The 20199-nt window shown below is 52.8% G+C and carries 14 protein-coding genes; 10 read left to right on the plus strand and 4 right to left on the minus strand.

The window, feature by feature from the left end; translation table 11 throughout:
• The first annotated feature begins 220 nt into the window (after window positions 1–220).
• The 5 genes from CRO74_RS15835 to CRO74_RS15860 all read left to right on the plus strand — a co-directional run bounded on the left by CRO74_RS15835 (window position 221) and on the right by CRO74_RS15860 (window position 6068).
• Window positions 221–1570 carry a S8 family serine peptidase gene (locus CRO74_RS15835; RefSeq protein WP_097126988.1) on the plus strand — a complete coding sequence of 450 codons (1350 nt, stop codon included), beginning with the start codon at window positions 221–223 and terminating at the stop codon, window positions 1568–1570.
• 287 nt (window positions 1571–1857) lie between these two features.
• Complete coding sequence (locus tag CRO74_RS15840; RefSeq protein ID WP_218840221.1) at window positions 1858–3204, plus strand: S8 family serine peptidase; 1347 nt, start codon at window positions 1858–1860, stop codon at window positions 3202–3204.
• Between the two features lie 27 nt (window positions 3205–3231).
• The gene (locus tag CRO74_RS15845) at window positions 3232–3585 is read left to right on the plus strand and encodes a hypothetical protein (protein WP_144035929.1); all 354 of its coding nucleotides are present in this window, start codon (window positions 3232–3234) and stop codon (window positions 3583–3585) included.
• Window positions 3586–3653: 68 nt separating this feature from the next.
• Window positions 3654–4553, plus strand: a complete 900-nt coding sequence (locus CRO74_RS15850) for a hypothetical protein (protein ID WP_097126990.1) — start codon at window positions 3654–3656, stop codon at window positions 4551–4553.
• A gap of 1155 nt (window positions 4554–5708) precedes the next feature.
• Window positions 5709–6068, plus strand: a complete 360-nt coding sequence (locus CRO74_RS15860; protein WP_097126992.1) for a nuclear transport factor 2 family protein — start codon at window positions 5709–5711, stop codon at window positions 6066–6068.
• A gap of 172 nt (window positions 6069–6240) precedes the next feature.
• Here the strand turns inward: CRO74_RS15860 and CRO74_RS15865 are convergent, their stop codons facing one another.
• On the minus strand, window positions 6241–6828 hold the full coding sequence (locus tag CRO74_RS15865) for a Crp/Fnr family transcriptional regulator (protein ID WP_097126993.1): 588 nt from the start codon (window positions 6826–6828) through the stop codon (window positions 6241–6243).
• A 99-nt stretch (window positions 6829–6927) separates the two neighbouring features.
• On the opposite strand from CRO74_RS15865, the gene CRO74_RS15870 reads away from it, so the two are divergent.
• From CRO74_RS15870 to CRO74_RS15880, 3 genes are all read left to right on the plus strand, one after another.
• The gene (locus CRO74_RS15870) at window positions 6928–7197 is read left to right on the plus strand and encodes a hypothetical protein (protein ID WP_097126994.1); all 270 of its coding nucleotides are present in this window, start codon (window positions 6928–6930) and stop codon (window positions 7195–7197) included.
• Between the two features lie 832 nt (window positions 7198–8029).
• The gene (locus CRO74_RS15875) at window positions 8030–11497 is read left to right on the plus strand and encodes a carboxypeptidase regulatory-like domain-containing protein (RefSeq protein WP_179830215.1); all 3468 of its coding nucleotides are present in this window, start codon (window positions 8030–8032) and stop codon (window positions 11495–11497) included.
• A gap of 44 nt (window positions 11498–11541) precedes the next feature.
• Entirely contained in the window at window positions 11542–12726 is a 1185-nt protein-coding gene (locus CRO74_RS15880) for a carboxypeptidase-like regulatory domain-containing protein (protein WP_097126996.1), read from the plus strand.
• Between the two features lie 265 nt (window positions 12727–12991).
• Here the strand turns inward: CRO74_RS15880 and CRO74_RS15885 are convergent, their stop codons facing one another.
• The gene (locus tag CRO74_RS15885; protein ID WP_245877867.1) at window positions 12992–13840 is read right to left on the minus strand and encodes a DUF1206 domain-containing protein; all 849 of its coding nucleotides are present in this window, start codon (window positions 13838–13840) and stop codon (window positions 12992–12994) included.
• Window positions 13841–14355: 515 nt separating this feature from the next.
• Here CRO74_RS15885 and CRO74_RS15895 point away from each other — a divergent pair.
• Together CRO74_RS15895 and CRO74_RS15900 are read left to right on the plus strand one after the other, a co-directional pair.
• Complete coding sequence (locus CRO74_RS15895) at window positions 14356–15240, plus strand: NmrA family NAD(P)-binding protein (RefSeq protein WP_097126997.1); 885 nt, start codon at window positions 14356–14358, stop codon at window positions 15238–15240.
• Window positions 15241–15319: 79 nt separating this feature from the next.
• A complete protein-coding gene (locus tag CRO74_RS15900; RefSeq protein WP_097126998.1) occupies window positions 15320–16183 on the plus strand; it encodes an SDR family oxidoreductase in 864 nt (287 codons plus the stop codon).
• Between the two features lie 73 nt (window positions 16184–16256).
• Here the strand turns inward: CRO74_RS15900 and solA are convergent, their stop codons facing one another.
• Together solA and CRO74_RS15910 are read right to left on the minus strand one after the other, a co-directional pair.
• Window positions 16257–17423, minus strand: a complete 1167-nt coding sequence (solA, locus tag CRO74_RS15905) for an N-methyl-L-tryptophan oxidase (protein ID WP_097126999.1) — start codon at window positions 17421–17423, stop codon at window positions 16257–16259.
• A gap of 9 nt (window positions 17424–17432) precedes the next feature.
• Window positions 17433–19898, minus strand: coding sequence for a TonB-dependent receptor (locus tag CRO74_RS15910; RefSeq protein WP_097127000.1), 2466 nt, complete (start codon window positions 19896–19898; stop codon window positions 17433–17435).
• Window positions 19899–20199 lie beyond the last annotated feature (301 nt).

Raw genomic sequence — 20199 nt, forward strand, 5'->3', positions numbered from 1 at the left:
TTGTTTTTACGGGAAGATCCGTTGTCATCTAGGCTTTTTTTGCCAGCTATGACATTAGTAGCCAAGATCTTGTGGCGTGTATAAACTCAGTTTTACTTACAATCTTATAGAGGTTGCCCCTATATGCCGTATTACAAAACCTATTAATTAGGTCATAATTTTTTGTGCTTTTTTACAAATAACAGTTAATCAAATTTTACATCTAAACCCTTACCCAATCATGGCAAAGAAAGAAAATAACAACTCATCCAATGGGGCTAATCACGTGTCTTCACCCGTTGAGGAACTATTGCTCGCTGCCCTTGAGCGTAATGACAATACATTTGAAACAGGTCGATACCTGGCTACTTTCAAAGAAGGTGTTGGTGAAGACGGAACACAGTCCTTAGCGACTCAGGGAATGCGCGTCGCTGACGCCCGTGACTTTAGTGACCAGGCGGCTATACTGGAAAATATTGGTGATGCCGACGCAGTTGTTTTTCCGGAAATCGGTGTAGCCCTGCTTAGTGGCAATGCCGCTCAGGAGCGTAACATGAGCACTTTTGCAGAGATTGCCTCTGATAGCCCAATCCTGTCAATAGATCCTGAGTATTTTGTCTTCGCAGATAATACGTACGCCGAGTTTTTACAAAGTGGTACTGCTCAAACAGACCAGAGTGCTTCGAGCGAATTTTTGCGTGGTTTTCTGCAAGCAACCGAGACGATTACTAAGGAAATGCGGGGGAACGGGCATTCTCAATCAGAAATAGAAGAAGAAGTGCAGGTACTTGGGGCGACCTGGGGGGTAAGAGCCTGTCGGGTACCGGCCAGTATACGGAGTGGGATGGGTATCAAAGTAGCGGTGCTTGACACGGGCTTTGATTTGGGTCATCCTGATTTTTTAGGGCGTCCGGTTGTGGGTGCCACCTTCGTGGGCCAACCTGTGCAGGACTTGCACAGTCATGGAACGCATTGCATTGGCACGGCCTGTGGTCCCAGAACGCCAGCCGGTACTACTCCCCGCTATGGCATCGGGTTTCGCTCCTCAATCTTTGTGGGTAAAGTCTTGTCTAACTCGGGTTCAAGCGTCGGAGGTAGTGTGTTAGCAGGCATGAACTGGGCCATCGCTAACCGATGTCAAGTGATTTCAATGTCTCTGGGTGGTCCCGGAGGTCCGCATCCGGCTTACACTGCTGCTGGTCAAGCGGCCCTCACGAATGGATGCTTAATTATTGCCGCAGCAGGCAATAATGGACCTGGTCCGACAGGTGCACCAGCTAATTCACCAACCATCATGTCGGTGGCTTCGCTGGATTCCAATTTGCAACCTTCTTCGTTCTCCGCCAGAGGCAAAATTGATATTGCGGCTCCAGGTCGAGACATTTTCTCGTCTGTGCCCCGTCCTGTTCGATATGGTAATAAAAATGGCACCAGTATGGCCACGCCACACGTAGCTGGTTGTGCGGCCCTCTGGGCAGAGACTTCTCCCAACATGCGCGGCCGGGCTTTATGGCAAAGGCTACAGGCAACAGCCAGGCGTTTACCGTTCCCCGCTTCTCAGGTTGGTGCCGGGCTGGTTCAGGCTCCCTAGAAGCGTGTACACTTCGTTTAATCGGCCTGCTGGTAGTTTTCAGCAGGCCGATTACGCCACGGTAAAACAACTGTTTCGCCTGATACCCTTTATTGACCTTGGAGCACTCTCCCAGCTGTAAGCAGGCCGAACGTTCAGCGTGTTTGATTCGTGCTGGCCTAGCTGTTGATAAACTTGTTTGACCCAGCGGAAAGAATCCACATCTCAAAAGGCCAACGTTAACTCAGACCGTAAACATGCCGATCAAATGAACCGGTTAATCACCCAATAAATGGACGTATACAGTCATGGTTACCAAGAAAGACAAACCTAATTCTCGTAAGGGGGGACTTGTGAATAGCGCTTCCTCTCCTGTTGAAGAACTGCTGATGGCTGCCCTGGAACGGGGTGATGACAGCGCTCAAACTGGTCGGTACCTGATTACTTACAAAAACGGCTCAGGTGAAGCTGCTCTAAAGTCCCTACAGACAACCCAGGGCATGCGGGTGGCTGATGCTCGGGATTTCGATGGTCAGGCTATCACCCTGGAAAGTGCAGGCGATGCCGATGCAGTTTTTTTACCCGAGATCGGTGTTGCCCTAGTTGGGAGTAATGCCGCACAGGAACGCGGTATGGGAATACAATCTGATACTGCTACAAATAGCTTAATTGAGTCCATCGACCCCGAATATTTTACCTTCACTGATTATTCAAACCAAAACTTTGCCGAAAGGACCCAGGGCAGTACCAATGAGTTTCTGCGTGGTTTTCAGCGGGCCGCCCAGATGATTTCCCAGAATTGGCAGCCAGGTGCTAGCAATCAGCAAGTGGAAACCGAAGAGGACGCGCAGGTAGTGGGGGCAACCTGGGGGTTAATTGCTTGCAAGGTGCCGCCTAGTGTGCGTAGTGGGATGGGTATCAAAGTAGCGGTGCTTGACACCGGCTTTGATCTGGGTCATCCCGATTTTGTGGGCCGTCCGGTTGTGAGTGCCACCTTCGTGGGCCAACCTGTGCAGGACCTTAACGGTCACGGAACGCATATGATCGGCACGGCTTGTGGTCCCAAGGCACCAGCCGGTACTATCCCACGTTATGGCATCGGGTTTCGCTCCTCAATCTTTGTGGCTAAAATCTTGTCTAACTCGGGTTCAAGCGTCGGAGGTAGTGTGTTAGCAGGCATGAACTGGGCCATTGCTAACCGATGCCCCGTAATCCTCGCGGCTGTGGGTGGTCCCGGAGGTCCGCAGCCGGCTTACACTGCCGCTGGCCAAGCGGCCCTCACGAATGGATGCTTAATTATTGCTGCGGCAGGTAGTTCAGGCTCCTCAGTAGGTGCGCCAGCCAACTCACCCACAATCATGTCGGTAGGGGCAGTGGGTAAAACCCTGCAACCCACTCCGTTTTCACCAATTGGTAAAATTGAGCTTGTAGGTCCCGGAGTGGATATCCTTTCTTCCTATCCAAGACCACGCCTGTATCAAACCTGGAGCGGTAGTGCCTCGGCCACGGCTCACATAGCCGGTTGTGCGGCCCTTTGGGCAGAGACGTCCCCCGATCTGCGCGGCCAAAAGCTGTGGCGAAAGTTACTGGCAACTGCTAAACCGCTGCCTTTCCCCAGAACGCGAGTCGGGGCGGGGCTGGTTCAGGCTCCCTAAGGTCCTAAACATATACTCAATATACGGATGCCTGCCCACTGGAACCATCATCCACACAGGTACAACCGTTGGATTGTCGTTTTATGCTTGCCGGTAGTATTTGCCGCCGATAATCAATTACTAAATCATTCCAGTACCACTATGGCTAATGACAAAAAATGGGTTATCACTTTGTCTAACCAACGACCAATAAGCGACGTTTCAAAGGATTTGACCAAGGTTGGTTTAACTGTTGATCAGGTACTTGCCGAAATTGGGTGTGTCACTGGAACTGCCAGCGACGATGTTGCCAAGAAGCTTCGGTCAGTTCCTGGCGTTGCTGACGTGTCTCCAGAGCACAACATTGACATCGGTCCGCCGGATGCCGAGATAACCTGGTGAATTGGTATTTCTCCAGTAGGACAAAAATTAATTCAGTTCTCAATTTTTCACATCTAAACCTTACACTCATGATTGTTACACTTGATGTATTCTCGGGCAGGCCTAACCCCTCCTGGAGACTTAGTGAAAAAAACACCCAGCAATTATTGGAACGGGTAGCCAATAAAGCCTTGGCTCCCTTGGATGCCGTGGAGAACACCCTAGGCTTTCGAGGCCTAACGGTTACGGCTACCTCAGATGAAAAACTGCCGGACAATGTGACGGATAGCTTTCGTTTGGGTGGTTCGCTTGCGGCAGATTACGCCGGGACGAAGTCAAAGCTGTCAACCCTTAGTGGGGAAGAAACCGACAATGCGGTTCGCTGGCTTCTGTCTACGGGTCAGCACGCGGTAGATCAGGATGTGCTGGCTTACATCCAGGACACGCTCCAGCTAAGTCAACAGGGCACCGAAACATTTCCGGCTGAACCCATTGAAGAGAAGGAAGCATTGGAAGATATCGAGTCGCTATCGGCAGCTGCGGCATGCATCATTCAAAATACGGCTTACAACCCCGGCTTCTGGAATGTTCCGGCCGTTCAATCTTTTAATAATTGTTATAATTATGCGATGAACTACAAATCCAACACGTTCGCTCAGCCCGGGCGTATTTCTGGTCATCCGTATGCTGGTGCTCCAGCTTGTAATAATGTAGGTACAGCGGCCAATTGGGACGGCTGCAAAACAACGTGTTCGGGTTCAAACAAAAATGTAGCCTTAGTGATATGGCCTGGGGTAGATTACCATTGGTATCGTAGGCATTCTGCAGGTTTCTGGGCACACAAACCCGGCCAAACAGCGGTACGAAACACCGATAACTTGGGTAGAATTATCAATGGCACTACTCTAACACCTCAAAACTGCAGTCGTGGCCCATACACGATCTTTTGTGGATATCGATTTTCGCCCACGGGCATGAAGGTGCGATGAAGAATGGCAGGAATTTAGCCATAGGGTTGGTAGTTTTGTGTCTAAGTTGTTCCTTGGAAAAACAACAGCAGCCAACAGCCATGAAAGTAGAACTGGATGTGTTTAGTGGTAGGCCTAATCCAACGTGGACCTTATCGGAGGAAGAAAGTACCGAGTTGGTAGCTTTATTAAAGTCGCTGCCTATTGCGGAGGAGTCATCGGAGGAAGGGGGCCTTGGTTACCGGGGTTTCGTGTTGTCAAATTTTAAGGAGACGGAAGGATTACCATCCCCAATTCGTGTCTATCGGAAAACGATCAGGATGCAATTGGATCGCCCCCAATCCTTTCAAGACATCCATGGGGTTGAGCGTCAGCTCTTACAGCAGGCGTCGCAACGAGGTTACGGAGCAATTGTAGATAGTTTGTGATTGAACGGTAATAATCAGGTTAACACGGAATCTTATTGATTCTGTATCAGGTGTATGGCCCTAGCTCACTCTGGGACCATACACCTATTAGTTTACACTATTTTTACTATTCTCTACGCAGTCTCTACACGTAAAGTCCATTGAATAACTGAGTGCTGACTACCGATGACCTCCAACGAAACGAAGGTTCACCGTAACAGATTTTGATACAAAACGCTTACCGGTCGAAACAGTTATTGCGCCGGATGGCTCCGACGTTAGTGTACTTTGGAGACTTAAGAGAGGTGCAATGGCTCATTACGAGCTTTCTCTGTTAATCAACTATCGAAGGCGACTGAAATGGCGTCTGGTAGCTCGATGCTCATCCGTACAAACGGCGGCAAATCGCGCACGGGTGTACCATCTAAGTGTACCAGCGTTTCCAGCAAGGGCCAACTCCGGCGTCATCGACGTGTAGACTAAGGGAGCGTAGGCTACTAACTATGTTGGACGGGTATTAAAACGGAGACGAATGGCCTTTCAGAGGTTTGCCTGTTAAATGGGGCGTTTAATTGGACGGCCTCTTTTAATCACTGTCAACTACTATCCGTAGCTTACGCAATGTTCATTTGTTGCCTGGCTTGACGGGCAGCGACTGGCTGATGTGCCTATCTTTATTGATATACATCAACGTTTGGCACCCAGGGCAACACTTACTTTTGAGCAGCCAAACCACATCGTTTTGGGAGACCAATCAGCCAGTCTACTTATGGATGCCCAATTAATGAATACTCTCCAGCAAACCCATACGGCTGTCTGGAACGAAAAAGACCGGACAACGCGTGATGCCCTGATGCAGACGATCTACGCCGACGACATAAGCATGTACGACAAGGATTTTATCCTTACCGGTACTGCCGCCGTTTCTGATTTTATTGATAAGCTATTCGTGGGTGATGCCAATTTCACGTTTACGGTAGCAAAACCCATGGAAAGTACGCAAAACGGAGCCCGGTTATACTGGGATATTCGTACCGGCCCCCAGCCGAATGTGTTAACCGGTATGGATTTTTTTGTGCTGGAAAATGGAAAAGTAGCGCATCTGTTTGTTTTTATGGATGCTCAATAAGGGCCTATAGCAGTCTAGGGAACAGGCGGGTGAAGAAACAGCCCGTATGTTTACCTGGTTTGAAACCGTTGGCTACGCGGCCAATTTAACGGAGCAGGAAACAATGTTCTTCCCGCTCTACTCGGTTGATGCGTATTCGAGCCGACATTGGGATAATAAATGATCGGTAGGACTATTTTTTTGTTGATTGATGGCGGATACGGCTAAGTGTTTCTTTGGTTATACCTAAGTAAGACGCTATCAGATGTTGAGGAAACCGTTGCAAAAATTCAGGATATAGTTTGGTCAATTCCTCATAGCGGTAATCAGCCGTGTAGTTTTTGGACATGTTCAGGCGTTTCTGAGCAGCCATATGCTGATTATCATCAAGCTTTATGCGCATTTCGGTGAAGGCAGTAATGGCGTTTACTCGTTCATAATACCCATTTGCCTTGGGTAGTAACAGCAACTCGGTTTCTTCCCAGGCATCTATATTGTAAATAGAGGGTGTTTCTTTATGAAAGCTCTCGCGGTCAGACGTCCACCAGTTTTCGATGCATAAATTGAGTACATGCTCAAGTCCTTTCTCATCGACGGTGTATTGTCGGGTAGCTCCTTTCACAATAAAGGCGATGTATTTACAGACTTCGCCTTCCTGTAGCAAAAATTGTCTTTTTCTTAATTTTTTAGGAATGAACGCTTCCTCAAGCAGGCTAAGATCTGCCTCGGAAAGGGGGCTGGATGACCGTTCTTGTATATAACTTACGAGCGAAGTGAGCATCAAAAAGAGGACAGCTTGAAAGTCTAAGACAACGTTTCAAGCGTTAAAGATAATAACCGGCAAAATAGAGTTTGCAGTGATTTTTCAAGATCCTCAAGTATGAAAACTTTTTATGTTGCTATTGACCTCCGCTCGTTTTTACTAGGCGCGTTTGCTCTGGGCGGCCTACTGACGCTAACCAACTTCAAGCCCGCCCACGACGGCCCGCCCCTTCTGGATATACGCCGGTTTCAGGTTGTGGCTAGCGATCGACAAACGATTATTCTGGACACTAAAACGGGACGATTCATTCTCGATCCATTTAGCACCACCAAACCCAAATGGGTGGTTGGCGATTTTGAGGAGCTACAAAAGCCGGGAGGTAAATAAAATACCTACTCTTCTACGTCTGAACCCCGTCACGTTCTTGTAAAGAGTACCGTCACCCGATGAAAAGGTTGTTTAAATTCCGCCCGAGCAGGTTACCAACTTTAGCCGGAAACGACTGCGTTCAATAATCCTTATTTCCTGGTTTTTTTCAAAAACGAGAACCAGCCGCTGGAACAGCCTGAACTAGTATAAAAAAACACGTTTATCAACTGTTCTTTTTGTAATTTTGATAGTATTACTACTATATTTGAGTGTTTTACTTTCTCAACCCTTCACTCAGGTAAGTTTTCCCTTTCCGTTCTCTGAATGCCGTATCCTAAGCGCCAACGACATGAAATTTGGATCCTTGATACGCAGGCAACGCGAGGCCCAACCCCTGCTTCAGGAACTTCGCCAGTATAAACTTCTAATGAGATCTGGAACACTGTTAACAGCGAACGAAAGAATTGCTTGAACTAAATCAGCAACTCCGCAACGAACGCCCATAGTATCAGTCGGTTCAGCGAGGGGGATATTACTTAATTGATTAAGTTTATTACTTTTCTGCTTGGCTATGACTTAAAATGCGCCCAATTTTAGTCGGTAATTGGGCTTGAACGCCAGAACGTGAGTATGAGATGATAAAAAGCTAGCGTTGTTAACCTATAGAGGTAACCGGTTGACGACCGTTGCTTTAAAGGAGACCAGTACAACCAGACCGTAGGGTGGGGGGCGGTAAACCCCGGATTGCGGGTAGGGGCTAGTCGTACCCCTGATTTGAGACTCAGCGGGCGAATTTTCGGGAATGAGGCCCCACAAAGTGATTGACAACTTCGCTATTCACAAGGTACGTATGAAATGGACCTGCTTATGGGGGCTACTCCTCAACGGGCTGCTCCTACAGGGGTTGGTTGCCCAAACACCATCGGCTAGCCTCACCGGTCACGTCATCGACGCCAGGACGGGTCAACCCCTGGCCTTTGCCAGCATCTACCTCAACAACAGTACTCGTGGCACGACCGCCGATGAGAACGGCCTGTATCGGCTGGCCAACCTGCCTCTGGGCACCCACCAACTGGTGGGCTCCGCGCTAGGCTATACAACCGCTCATCAGACGCTGAAGCTGGGTGAAGCCCGCCCTTACCAGATCGACCTGAAGCTAGAGCCCTCGGGCAAGGATCTGTCAGCCATCACCGTCACGGCCCGCCGGAGTGGCGCCTGGCAGCGGCAGTTTCGGACCTTCAGCCGGGAGTTACTGGGCAACCGCCCCCCCGCCCGGCTTACCAGTATCACTAATCCCGGTGTGCTTCAATTTACCGAGCAGAACGGTCATTTACAGGCCGAGGCCAGCGAGCCCCTGCTGATCGATAACCTGGCCCTGGGCTACCGGCTGCACTACACGCTGCGGCACTTCGACCTTTACAGGGGCCGGATGGATTTTGCCGGTGACTGCCGCTTTGAAAACCTGACGCCCACCAGCGCCCGGCAGGGAGCCAGCTGGCAGGCCAATCGACTCAAAGCCTATCGCGGTTCGCTGCATCATCTGCTGGCTAGTCTGCTTACGGGCACCCACGTCCAGGAGGGTTTCACCGTATACCGCAGTCCGCTGGTGACCGATGGCGGAAGCGGTGGTAACCAGGCCCTACCCCTGATCCGCCTGGCCGAGCGGGAGCCCATCGGAGCCCAACAGGCACTGGCCCTGTTCCGGCCCGGCGACCTGCCCTTCGAGCGCCGGTTGGTATCCACCCAGCCGCTGGAGGTCTACTATAACCGGATTTATGCCCGAAACTCGCCCTACCAGGACTCGCCCTACGCGTATTCGATGCTGCTGCTGCCCCGGCAAGGCTTCGAGTTGACGACCGACGGGTGGGTTACCCAGGGTCAGGGTCTGGATGCCCGGGGTTACCTGGGGCAGGACCGGCTGGCTACACTGTTGCCCGCCGACTGGGTTCCAGCGGACCGCCGGGCTGTAACCCCGACTGAAATACTGGCGGGGCGAACCCTGCGCCCCGATGGGCGGCTCGACTCGCTCCAGAGTAGGCAGCAGCGGCAGTTGAGCCGCATGCCTCCGTTGATATTTATTCATACCGACAAGGCCCTCTACAGCACGGGCGATCCTGTCTGGTTCAGCGCCTACGTGCTTGATCCCACCCGCCAGTTGCCCCTAACGGCTTCCGGCGGGCCAAGCTTGCAGGTAGAGCTTGTCGATCCGCTCGGTCGGCCCGTCGATCATCAATGGTTACCCCTCGCCGAAGGTCGGGCCGGGGGACGCTTTCAGTTATCTGATTCCCTCACCAGCGGGAACTACCGCCTGCGGGCCTACACCGACACCGATCCCCTGTCCAGTGGCCCCGGCTTTGAGCGTATATTGACGGTGTATAACAGTCGGCTTCCCCACACCAATGGTTCGGCGGTCGCGCCAGTGGTGAACCCAATGACCACCGATTCGCTGGATGTGCAGTTCCTGCCCGAAGGGGGGCGCTGGCTGGTGGGCGTAGCCGGGCGGCTGGGGGTGAAGGTTGTGCAACCTAACGGGCGGGGCCGGGCCGTGGAGGGATACATCGTCGATGAGGATGGACAGAAAGTGGGCTCATTTACCACCAACGCCCTGGGCATGGGGCAGGTCACCTTGACGCCAGTGATGGGCAAACGCTACACCGCGCTCGTTGCTACCCACCCTGGCGGCCGGGAACAGGCGATTATCTTACCCGCAGCCGAGCCTGAAGGCTGGGCGTTGGGGGCGGATGCGCTCTCCGACAGTGCCCGGTTACTGGTCAGGGTGCGGGCAACGGGACGCTACCAGAACCAGCCGGTCTATATCACGCTGCAAAACCAGGGGCAATTGGTTTACAGCCAGGCCTGGCAACTAAGCCGGGGCGAAGCCCGGTTTGGTTTACCCACCGGTAACCTCCGGCCGGGCGTGTTTCGGCTGACGCTGTGGGATAGCACCGGCCGGGCCCGGGCCGAGCGGCTGGTGTTCGTGCCCGAGCGAACCGGGGCCGTTCAGATGCGGGTGCTGATGGGCCAGGTCCGCTACGCCCCCCGTGAACCGGTGGCCATCAGTCTGCAGTTTCGTGATCCCGAAAACTACCCCGTAGTAGCTACCTGGTCGGCGGCCGTGACGGACGCCGATCAACTGCCCGCCGATACGAGCGGGGCTGACCTGCGCACGTGGCTACTGCTAACAGCAGGATTATGGGGCCCGATTGAGTCCCCGGCCCACTACCTGGTGCCCGAGCACGCGGGTGATCTGGACAACCTGCTGCTTACCCAGGGCTGGCGTCGGCTACCGGCGGTGGATCCGGTTGACACAACGGGTGGGTGGCAGTTGAGCGGGCGGGTATGGAATAGCCGGGGTAGGCCCCTGAAGAACGAAGTGGTGAGTCTGTCGCTGGAATACCAGGGCGTGAAACTGGTACGTCGGTTAACGACCGATGCACAGGGTGCTTTCCGAATCACGGGGCTGCTGCTTGCCGACACCGTACAGGTGCGGGCGGCCACGCCCAACACAACCGGATCGGTCATCCGCTTCGATCCACCCGGAAAACCCTTTGCCGCTCCGAAGCTACCCTCTCCCGATTGGTCAGCACTGGCTCGCTGGACACAGGAAGCCGCTAGTCGGCAAGCCGAGTGGCCGGCTCTGTACCGGGATTCGACGGCCCGCCAACTGGCGGAGGTGATGGTGCGGGCAGCCAGGCTCCAAGTGAGCGAACGCCCCCCTGATGTTGTGCGAGCCAGCCTGCATGGAGAGGCCGATAACACCCTGGTCGTTGAAGGGAACAGCTCGGCCTTATCGGCCCCGAACATGGGTGAGCTCTTGAAAAGGGTACCGGGCATCTATCAACTGAAACGAGGGCCTGTCAATGGCGACCCAACCCCTCTTTATATACTGGATGGGGTCTACACGGACGCGGCAACGGTAGCAGAGCTTGACCCTCGTCAGGTCAGTCGGATCGAACTACTGAAAAATGTGGGCACGGCGGCCATCTACGGAGCGCGGAGTGCCAATGGCGTGATTGCTATTTATACCCTCAAGGGGAGAAACGAAGTGGAGAAATCAACCGGACCGGTTACCCTGGTCAGGGGGCTGGCTCCACCCAGACAGTATTATACCCCCCGTTACGAACTGCCCGAGCAAGCCGCCCACATCGACCGGCGCGACGTATTATTCTGGCAGCCGCTGGGGCAAAGTGACCAAGACGGGCAGGCCCGGTTAAATTTTCCCCTCAGTGATCAGGCACGGCGGCTCCGGCTTGTTGTGCAAGGCTTAACCAGCGAAGGCGTACCGATTAATTATACGTTCGAGCTGCCCCTGCGGTAAACTTGATTCAGACCATACGACCACCCCAAATCCTTTATCAACATATGGTTTTTAGAGCAATTTTGATCTGTTTCGCTACGTCGTTGGTGACTCATTTTAACTGGGCTCAAACGACGATTCAAGGGCGAGTTCAGAATGGTAAAAATCAGGAAGCTTTACCCTTTGCCAACGTTTTTCTCTCTGGGACAACCAAGGGTACCGTGACGGATGAAAACGGCTCATTTACCCTGCCTGACGCACCCGTTGGTAAATTTGACTTGATTGTCTCGTACGTTGGGTTTACTACCCTCAAGACAACCATTCAAACACAGGATCAGAAGACATACCGATTTTTGCTTAAGCCACTTGATAATCAGTTGGACGCTGTTACCGTAAAAGCCCGTCGGCGGGGAAGTCCTGAACGGGCTAAGCAACTGGAACTCTTCACTGCGTTCTTTATTGGAAGAAGCCAAAACGCCCGGCTATGCCGCTTGCTCAACCCCCAGGCGCTGTTATTTAATCAGGTCACCGATACACTCCATGCTACCGCTCAGGAACCTTTACTCATTGAAAACAAAGCCTTAGGCTACCGGATAAAATTTCAGTTAGACCATTTTTCGTATACCGAGGCATCTAATTTAATAGCGTATCAGGGTGATCCTGTTTTTGAGCCGCTAACACCCGGCGATGAGCAGGAAGCTAAACGTTGGCAGGCGAATCGCCGACGTGCTTACCTGGGATCTCTCATGCATTTCGGACGAGCTCTCTATCGTCGTCAATTAGCTCAGGAAGGTTTCAGCGTTCAGCAAGTTGTTGAGCGAAAAAACAAGCGAGGGGAGGTAACGCTGGTTGGTTTACCGGCCGACACCGCCGTATCGGTCAACTCATTAACCAACCCGAAGCGGTTAGTATCGTTACCCATGGCGGCTTACAGGCACTTTTTAGACACGGTTCGGTCAACGGCCCTGCAGCCCGTGGTTACTTTTACGGACTTGATTCAAGTGATCTATACCAAAGAAAGGGAACCGTATGAGTACCAGCGAACGCAGCGTTCGTCGCCTTACACCAATAGTGACGCGTTTCAAAAGACCCTCATTCGGATGCTGGAGCCCAGTGTCACGGTGGAGGCAAGTGGGCAGTTTTGGCCTCCTCGTAGTATTCGTAGTCAGGGGTATTGGGCGTGGGAATTAATGGCGGATGATCTACCAGTTGATTACAACCCTGAAGAAAGTATTACCACTATAAAGTAGGCCTATTTTGAGCTTTCAAATTTATCAGCAGGACAATCGTATCTTATGTAAACGTAGGCTACTAACTGGACTGCGGTGGCGACTGGCAGACGCGGGTCGGCGCACCGACCACTGGGCACTTGACAATTGTTAACAATAATCGTCTCACAAATCGCTTCTATGCGAGACGAACAAGCATTCATGTATATGCTGCTTATATGAGCTTGTTTTGAAGGCTTGTTTTGATAACTGTCAACTACTATCCGTAGCCTACGGTCTGGGTGATCTAGCTACTCGTGTTGATAACTTCGTACCGGGCGCGTACAAACATGAATATACCGTAGCAAAACAAGCCCAGCGCGACGGCGCCAAGCAGAAACGAGCCGTAACTGACTTTCTCCAGAAAGACAAAAGCACTGCTACTGCCTCCTGCTTCGCTGGCATTAGCCTCCAGGGCCGCTTTTATAAATAAGTATCCGATCAGCCCCCAGACGATTCCCCGCGCAATATAACCAATCTTCCCGGACCGGATAATCATCTCCTTCAGTTCCGTTTTGATGGACGAGGTCTGGACATTTTTCAGGTATTTACCCGACAAAGCCCGGTAGATCTGGTACAACCCGATGCCAATGATCGATACGCCAATCAGGCCGACGAGCCACTGGCCAAACGGTTTCTGTAGTATTTCCCGAACGACGGTCTGGCGCGAACTATCCCCGCTCTGGCTACTCTGGCTTCCCATTACCATCCGGAAACAACCATAAGCCAGAGACCCATAGACCAACCCGCTGAAGCCATAAGCTAACCGACGACCGATGCCTTTGGCGTCGGTCCCTTTGTGCTCATTATCGAGAAAAGCCTGCGTTAGCCGCCAGAGGGCGTAGCAGACCAGACCTGCGGCCACCAGTGCCAGCAAAATCTGGCCAAACGGTTGAGCCAGTATGAATCGAAAGACTCCCTGTTTAGTGACATTACGTTCCGAACTGCCGCCAATTTCAAAAGCAGCCATAAACGCTAATATACCAACCAGGCAGTAAACAACTCCTTTGGCCGCCAGGCCAAGCTTGGCAAAACGCTTTACCCATTGAGGCTGGGTAGAGGGTAGGTTGGAGGAGATGCTGGATAAATTTATCATCTAAATCGGTTTGTGTAGGTTGCTTTCCGCATAATCGGTCTTCTGTAAAGAACAGAATCGATTTAGAATAGTAAATGTTTTATGTTTCGCTACGGAACAAGCCGTTGATGGTAGAAGTACGGTATACGCAACTTAAAATAGGCATGAAGATACCTGAGTTAATTCCTGTTGTGCGCATTGAAGATTATCATACGCCATTACATGCCTGCAGACGGATATAGTTAAACGGCTACATCCCTAAATCCCGGCGGGCTTGCCTGATGTGAAATATTTTGCTTCGCGGGTGCATCTGTCGCCTAATTATCTGTCGGATGTGTTGAGTACCTATACCGGCAAAACCACCCAGGAATATAGTCACGTTAATTAATCCCGGCTACGGATTGGTGCGAACAATGCTGAATGGATCGGCGTCTTCCGCTCGGTTAAGCTGAAATGCTGGTTTTGACTACAACAACCATAGATTCGATTACAGCGGGGTTCAGGTAGCTGCGGACCTTTGTAAAAAAATCAGAACTATGAACATTGTAGTAACCGGTTCGTTAGGACACATCAGCCAGCCACTAGCCATTGACCTGATCAAACAGGGGCATACCATTACGGTGATTAGCAGCAAGCCCGAAAAGCAAACGGATATCGAAGCACTGGGCGCCAGAGCGGCTATCGGTACTCTGGAAGACGTCGACTTCCTGACCGCCACCTTTGCCGGGGCCGATGCTGTGTATGCGATGGTGCCGCCTAACTTTCCTGACGCCGATGTGCGGGCGTATTATGGCCGGATAGGCCGCAACTACGCGCAGGCCATCATGCAGGCGGGCGTCCGGCGGGTGGTGTACCTGAGCAGCTACGGCGCGGATCTGGACGAGGGTACCGGGCTCATCCTCGGTGCGCATGATGTAGAAGGCATCCTGGGCCAGCTGACAGATGTGGCCATTACGTATCTACGGCCGACGTATTTCTATTACAATCTGTACGCTTTTGTCGGTATGATAAAAGGAGCGGGGAGCATCGCGGCCAACTACGGGGGAACCGACAAGCTGGTTATGGTGGCCCCGATCGATATTGCCGCTGTGGCTGCGGAAGAACTTACAACAGAAACGACCGGCCATACCGTGCGCTATATTGCCAGTGATGAACGGACGGGGACGGACATCGCCCGTATGTTGGGCGAGGCCATTGGCAAGCCGGACCTGGCATGGACGGTTATCTCGGATGAGCAGATGCAAAGCGGTCTGGAAGCGAACGGGGTACCGCCCCAACTGGCGACTAATTTTGTGGATATGTTTGCCAGCGTTCGTAACGGGGCTTTGTCGCGGGATTATTACCTGAATCCACCAACAACGCTGGGTGCCACGAAGCTGGACGATTTTGCCCGGGAATTTGCGACTGTTTACAAGGGCTGACCGTCTGCGTGTCAACAGTGACTACGTCAGATAATGCCTGGCCGTTAAGCACAATCTTTCTCCATCAACCCAAACGAACATGATTCTTGTAACCGGCGCAACGGGCCAGCTCGGCTCCGCCACTATTGATTTTCTGCTCAAAAAACTGCCTTCATCCCAGATTGCCGCCCTGGTACGTGACAAGAGTAAAGCCGCTTCGTTAACAGCAAGCGGAGTTACCATCCGGGTTGGTAGTTACGATGATACGGCCTCGCTCGACCGGGCGATGAAGGGTGTAGAAAAGGTCCTGCTGATTGCCGGGACGGATGAGGACAAACGCGTTCAGCAACACACCAACGTTGTTGATGCCGCCAAAAGAGCCGGTGTTCCGTTTATCGCCTACACCAGTCGAACGTTGAAAGATCGAAGCACGATGGCTAATCAGCTTATGGAAGGGCATTTTCGGACGGAAGACTACATCAGGACGAGCGGCCTGACCTATGCGCTGTTTCGCAATGTGCTGTATATGGATGCCATTCCGCAGTTTGTGGGGCCTAACGTTTTCGACGGGGGTATTCATCTGCCCGCCGGTCAGGGGAAAGTACCCTTCGCCCTAAGAGCCGAAATGGGCGAAGCGATGGCGAATGCACTGGCAGCCAATGATAGTGGTAGCAGGATTTACCAACTCACCGGAAGCGAGGCTTATTCGTTCGCCGATGTGGCCGCTGCCTTAACGGACTTATCCGGTAAAACTGTACAGTATGCACCGGCTGAGCCATCGGTCTTCGAAGCGCAACTGGCGGGGCGTGGTGTACCTGCTGTAGTTGTTCAGCGGGTTATCGGTTTTCTGACCGACATTAAAAACGGTCAGGAAGACGAGGTGAGCCCGGATCTGGAAAACCTGCTCGGTCGAAAACCGACATCGCTTCGGGAAGGGTTGAAGACGTTGTATAAACTGGGGTGAGATTTTTTTGTCATACAAACGAAGGACGTATTAACGGGAATAATGAAGTTAAGCGCAGTGTCATGTCCTAAGATTACAGCGAATCACCGAAACGGCGCAGTTGAAAAGGCTGAATTGAAAATTCAGTTCGGTTTTGTAAGGCTAATTCGGCCAGAATCTGGCCAACGGCCGCCGAGTGTTTGAAGCCATGCCCCGAACAGGCCGAAGCCAACAATACATCGGGATGGTCCGGATGCTGGTCGATGATAAAATCGCCGTTTGGGGTCATCGTGTATAGACATACAACCGACTTAACACACCCAGGCCCAATATCGACAAAGTTGGGGGCAATGTGCTGTTCGTACATGCGTCGTGTTTCGGTTTCGCTGACGGTGCGGTTTACGACCTGTGGATTTGTAGCCTGGGCGTAGGTTTCGGTCGCAATTTTCAATCCGCCAGCGGGGCCGCCCACGGCCGGGAAGCCATAAAGGTCTCGCTCGCACAGAATGAAAACCGGGAGCTTATCCGGCATATACTGGGTGTAATCGCCGTTGATATCAAACCAGTAAAGCACCTGCCGGTAAACCGTAAGCACATCCTGGTAGGGGGTGTCGTGCAGGGATTCCGTAATCCAGGAACCGGTGGTTAAAATCAGCTTGCGAGTCTGGTAAACGCCCTGCTCCGTCCGAACGGTAATACCCGCCTTTTTGGCGTCGAAAGCAACCATTCGTTCGTTGGTTCGGATCGACGCTCCGTGCTGACGGGCCTGTTCGAGTTGAACCGAGATACACCGTTCAGGTTTCAGAAAGCCAGCTTCTTCTTCAAAATAACCAATGTCGTTGGGCTTGTATCTGAACTGAGGGAACTCCCGCCGAAGGACGGTATTGTCGAGCAACCGATGGGCGATACCAAACTGTTCGGCTGCCCGGATGGTGGTGGTGAGCCAGCCGGGTTTGTTGTGCATCTGGATAGGCGAGTGTTCCTGCCCGATAAACAGCCCGCCCGTAATGGTCAGCAGCTCTTCGCCGGTGCGTTGTTCGAGTTCGCGCCAGATGTCGTAGGAGCGCAGGGCTAGGGGTACGAAGTGAGCCCCTTCGCCAATGGCCTGCCGGGTAATGCGGGTGTCGCCGTGCGTAGAGCCCAGCGTGTGCGGGGGCGCAAACTGATCGAGCCCGAGCACGTTGGGGGTCTGTTGGGCAAGCTGGTAGAGGGCGGCACTGCCCATCGCGCCCAGTCCAACAACAATCGCATCAAAAATCATACGGACTAATCAGAAGTTTACGCGGTAGTAAAATACGGGCAGAAAACCGAGTTGGTATTCCTGCTTCACAAAGGTACCATCGGGCTGGGGCGCGTAGCTTAGGGACAGCAGATTTTTAATGCCCAGCACATTCACGAAATCGACGGCGATGGTATGCGTGAGCCGCTGCCGGTTGATTTTGTAGTCGATCTTGATGTCGAACCGGCGGTAGGGCGCAAACTGAAGGCTGTTGCGGGTAGCACTGGCAAAGACAATTTCCTGATTTCGGCGGGAAGCGGCTTCATCGACGGGACCGTACCAGCGTCCGCCGGTGGACGTAAACTTGGCTCCTACGCTCAGGCTGGATCGTTTGAAAGGGATTTCTTTGGCAAACAGGGCGTTATAAGCGTACCGGCCGTTGAAGTCAGTATTGCGCCAGACGTTGTCCGACCCTTTGTATTTGGCATCGAACAGCGAGCCCGTAACCAGAAAGTAGTAGTTATCGCTGAAGAATTTTTCCAGGGTTAGCTCCACCCCATAGTTTTGCCCAACCCCTGTGTTAACCAGCGCACCGGGGAATATGCGGGAAAAAGCCGCGCCGGTGTTCAGCATGGAGAACGACGATGCGAGCCGCTCAACGGGTACATTAAACAACCGCTGGTAGTACGTTTCGAGCAGCAGACGCATAGTCTGCCCCAGCAGGCGGTTGTAACTCGCCACATAATGCCAGCTTTTGGTGAGTCCTACCGTTCGGTTTTCCTCCACCAGCGGGGGCGGGTACGACGACGAGACCAGGTTCGGTGTTTTCAGGAAATAAGTGTACGTCGGCTGCATCTGGCTGTGGAGGCCAGCGGCTATGCTCAGTTTCTGGCGGTTAGGCAGGTCGTAACTCAGGCCCAGCCGGGGTTCAACGGGCGATGAACTTTTGGCGTTCAGCGTCAGGAAGAGGGCGTTCAATCCGGCGGTGAGCGTCAGGTTGCTGGTCAGGCGGGTACGGTAACTGGCGTAGGGTTGCAGCAGCGCAAAGGTTTCGTTGGCGTCCCAGCGCGTCTGCCAGCCCGTAAAGCGCGTGGATGTTGGCGGCTCGAAGGTCCGCACACTATCAAAGGCCGTAAAGTTGTAGACATCGGTATTCAGACCGATTTTAAGCGTACTGCGAGCCCCGGTTTTGTGGTTCACAAAAGACGAAAGCGTATAGCGAACTTCCTTGAAACGGTAGTCGAGAATGGGACGGAGGGAGTCGATCACAAACCGGCTGTTCTGCACAATGGGATTGCCGCTGCCGTCTTTTCGTAAAAACAGATAATCGTGATTGGCATCCTGCACGTTACCCGATACGGCCAGGGTGGTTTTCCAGAACGTTCGTTTACTGACCGGGCGGGTATAGGTCAGCCCGGCTACGCCCATGCGCGAGGTATAATACTGGTCGCGGTCGTTCTGCCCGAAAATATTCCGGTCGTCGGCTTTTTGCTGGCTCACCAGAATATCTACCGTGCTGGTGCCGCCCAGCGCCCAGAGTGCAATACTCCCGGCGGGGGCTCCGGTGCGGGTTTTCAGCGGGAAATTCAACCGGAAAAAACCGTCCTGATAGGAAGGTACCGCCTGCGTACCAATGTCCAGCCCGATCTTGTTGAACAACCCCAGGTTGGCGTACCGAAACGAGGCCATGTAAGAAGCACCCGACCTAGACTTGCCGGACTTGCGGGACAAAGGCCCCTCTACCATGGCTTCGGTGCCCAGAAAGCCAAACTGTACCGTTTTCTCGTGCTTTTCATTGTTGCCGTTACGGAGCTTGAGGTCAAACACCCCGGCTACGGTATTGCCGAACTCGGCGGGGAAGGCCCCCGTGAAAAAGTCGGAGTTGGCCAGATAGCGGTTGTTGATGATGCTCACCGGGCCGCCCGATGTACCGGCAATGGCGAAGTGGTTGGGGTTGGGAATGCTGACGCCCTCCAGCCGCCAGAGAACGCCCTGCGGAGAGTTGCCCCGGATCACGATGTCGTTTCGTGAATCGTCGGCTCCCTGCACCCCGGCAAAGTTAGAGGCCATACGGGCCGGTTCGCCCCGGCTTCCGGCGTATCGGTCGGCTTCATCGACGGTAAACTGCCGGGCAGATACCACAGCCATGTCGTTGCGGGCCTCACCCGTGCGCTGCGCCCTGACCGTAACGGAACTCAACTGCTGAATGTTCTCTTCCAGTTCGACGTCCAGAATCGTTTCCCGACCGGCGTCGATAATGATGTTGTTGAGCAGCACATCTTTGTAGCCCACCAGCGTAACCCTAACCGTCCGCCGACCAACGGGAACCTTCGGAATACGGTACGTTCCGGCGGTATCGCTGATGCTACCCACCGACTGATCGACCACCTGTACAGTGGCGCCAACGAGGGGGTATTTGGATTCTTTGTCGACCACCCTGCCCCGAAGTGTTTGGGCGAGCTGCGCATGGGCAAAGATGGGGACGAACAGGCTAAGGAAGAGGAGACGTAGATGCATGGACTGGATGATGGGGATATTGGAAGGTGGAAGTTATAAAAATGGAAGGTGTTTCATTCGTTTGTTGAATCAAAATTGTGGGTTTTAGGCTCCACAAGCCAGTTGCAGTTAAATAACGGAGTGCCTGAGTTGATGAACGGAGGCATTTGGCCAAAGATGGGCGTGTGAAAGCCCGCTTATTGCCATTGAATGAGGAAGCGTATTCCGAATAATGGCAACTTAAACAAAGTAACGTCCGGCCTTGTCTATGCAGAAGCTGGTGCTTCTCATCCGGTTCGGCTCAGTCACTTAATCTACTGCC

The sequence above is a fragment of the Spirosoma fluviale genome (assembly GCF_900230225.1).
GTDB lineage: Bacteria > Bacteroidota > Bacteroidia > Cytophagales > Spirosomataceae > Spirosoma > Spirosoma fluviale.

Coding starts and splice junctions, on each gene's coding strand:
- solA (WP_097126999.1), bottom strand. CDS start 17,423: ATGATTTTTGATGCGATTGTTGTTGGACTGGGCGCGATGGGCAGTGCC.
- CRO74_RS15840 (WP_218840221.1), top strand. CDS start 1,858: ATGGTTACCAAGAAAGACAAACCTAATTCTCGTAAGGGGGGACTTGTG.
- CRO74_RS15880 (WP_097126996.1), top strand. CDS start 11,542: ATGGTTTTTAGAGCAATTTTGATCTGTTTCGCTACGTCGTTGGTGACT.
- CRO74_RS15860 (WP_097126992.1), top strand. CDS start 5,709: ATGGATGCCCAATTAATGAATACTCTCCAGCAAACCCATACGGCTGTC.
- CRO74_RS15870 (WP_097126994.1), top strand. CDS start 6,928: ATGAAAACTTTTTATGTTGCTATTGACCTCCGCTCGTTTTTACTAGGC.
- CRO74_RS15835 (WP_097126988.1), top strand. CDS start 221: ATGGCAAAGAAAGAAAATAACAACTCATCCAATGGGGCTAATCACGTG.
- CRO74_RS15845 (WP_144035929.1), top strand. CDS start 3,232: ATGCCTGCCCACTGGAACCATCATCCACACAGGTACAACCGTTGGATT.
- CRO74_RS15910 (WP_097127000.1), bottom strand. CDS start 19,898: ATGCATCTACGTCTCCTCTTCCTTAGCCTGTTCGTCCCCATCTTTGCC.
- CRO74_RS15865 (WP_097126993.1), bottom strand. CDS start 6,828: ATGCTCACTTCGCTCGTAAGTTATATACAAGAACGGTCATCCAGCCCC.
- CRO74_RS15885 (WP_245877867.1), bottom strand. CDS start 13,840: ATGATAAATTTATCCAGCATCTCCTCCAACCTACCCTCTACCCAGCCT.
- CRO74_RS15850 (WP_097126990.1), top strand. CDS start 3,654: ATGATTGTTACACTTGATGTATTCTCGGGCAGGCCTAACCCCTCCTGG.
- CRO74_RS15895 (WP_097126997.1), top strand. CDS start 14,356: ATGAACATTGTAGTAACCGGTTCGTTAGGACACATCAGCCAGCCACTA.
- CRO74_RS15900 (WP_097126998.1), top strand. CDS start 15,320: ATGATTCTTGTAACCGGCGCAACGGGCCAGCTCGGCTCCGCCACTATT.
- CRO74_RS15875 (WP_179830215.1), top strand. CDS start 8,030: ATGAAATGGACCTGCTTATGGGGGCTACTCCTCAACGGGCTGCTCCTA.